The sequence below is a fragment of the Sphingobium sp. FW305-3-2-15-F-TSA7 genome (assembly GCF_058787155.1).
The window spans coordinates 1-1,409 of sequence record NZ_JBYSZM010000078.1; the positions used below are offsets into that span (position 1 = coordinate 1).

The 1,409-nt window shown below is 65.9% G+C and carries 1 protein-coding gene; it reads right to left on the reverse strand.

Translation table 11 applies throughout. The features are described from left to right. Window positions 1-282: 282 nt before the first annotated feature. Window positions 283-1,305 carry an IS110 family RNA-guided transposase gene (locus tag AC3WN8_RS30085; RefSeq protein ID WP_492673213.1) on the reverse strand — a complete coding sequence of 341 codons (1,023 nt, stop codon included), beginning with the start codon at window positions 1,303-1,305 and terminating at the stop codon, window positions 283-285. Window positions 1,306-1,409: the final 104 nt, after the last annotated feature.

Genomic DNA, 1,409 nt, shown 5'->3' on the forward strand with positions numbered 1-1,409 from the left:
GGTGGTGTCATCTGTGGATGGCCCCTGCGCTGCAAGGGGTAAATTGAGCTGATGATTTGATCTGGCAGGGTGCGGTCATCTGTCCGGCCTACTGGTGCGGCACATGATAGCCGCTGGCCCTGATGCTGTCCGCTGGCCGGATCCCATTCAGTCCATCGAGCTCGAAGCTCCGACACCACCTCGGGTTGTCCCGGCCGTTGCGGCCGCGTTCAGATCGTCATCATCACTTCCATTGGCACCCTTACAGTTCGACGCGGCCGCGCATGTGCGCCGCGATTGTTCTCAGACGACGGTGGCCGGACGATAGGTTCCGCCGCGCGCCAGCACGGCCCAGACGATCCGGGCGGTCTTGTTGGCCATGGCGACAGTAACGAGCCGGGCAGGTTTGCGCTCGAGCAGGCAGCGCACCCAGTTGGCAGCAGCGGTGTCGGCCGTTCTCGCCCGCCGCACCACCGATGTCGCGCCGACCACGAGCAGCTTCCTGAGGTAGCGATCTCCCATCTTCGAGATCCTGCCCAGCTTGTCCTTGCCGCCCGAGGAGTTTTGACGTGGGGCCAGGCCCAGCGAGGCGGAGAACTCCCGCCCGGAGCGGTATGCTGCCGGATCGGTAACCGAGGCAGCCAGGGCGGTGGCGCTGATGACGCCCACGCCCGGAATAGTCGCCAGCCTCTGGCTGGCCTGATCCTGACGATGCCAGGCCAGGAGTCGTCGATCGAGCGTCTGTATCCGCAGGGCCAGGGCATGGAGCTGCTCGGCCAGGAGCATCATCGCCTCTTTCGCTAGATCCGGCAGCGCTGCGCCGTCAACCTGCCCGATCCGTTCAACCAGATCGCGACTGCCGCGCACACCTTGGGCGGCGACCAGCCCGAACTCGGCGCAATGACCGCGGATCGCGTTGATCAGCATGGTGCGCTGGCGCACCAGCAGTTCGCGCGACCGGTGCAGGACCAGCACCGCCTGCCGCTCCGCGCCCTTGGCCGCCACGAAGCGCATGGACGGTCGGCGCACCGCCTCGCAGATCGCTTCGGCATCGGCAGCGTCGTTCTTCTGGCGCCGCAGATAGGCCTTCACATAGGCCGGCGGCATCAGGCGAACCTCGTGCCCCAAGGCGGAAATCTCGCGCGCCCAGTGGTGCGCGGTGGCGCAGGCCTCCATCCCGATCAGGCAGGCCGGGACCTTCGCCAGGGTGTCGAGCAGCGCGCCGCGCCGTACCTTCTTGCGCCAAACGACAGTGCCGTCGGCAGCAACGGCGTGAAGCTGGAAAACAGACTTGGCCAAGTCGAGGCCGATCGTGGTAATCTCCATGGTGGATGGTCCTTTGCGAGGGTTGCTTCGACAACAGCCCACAATACGACTCACCATCGTCGGACACAGGGGCCATCCACCGCATCAGTCCTGTGCGAACCGCT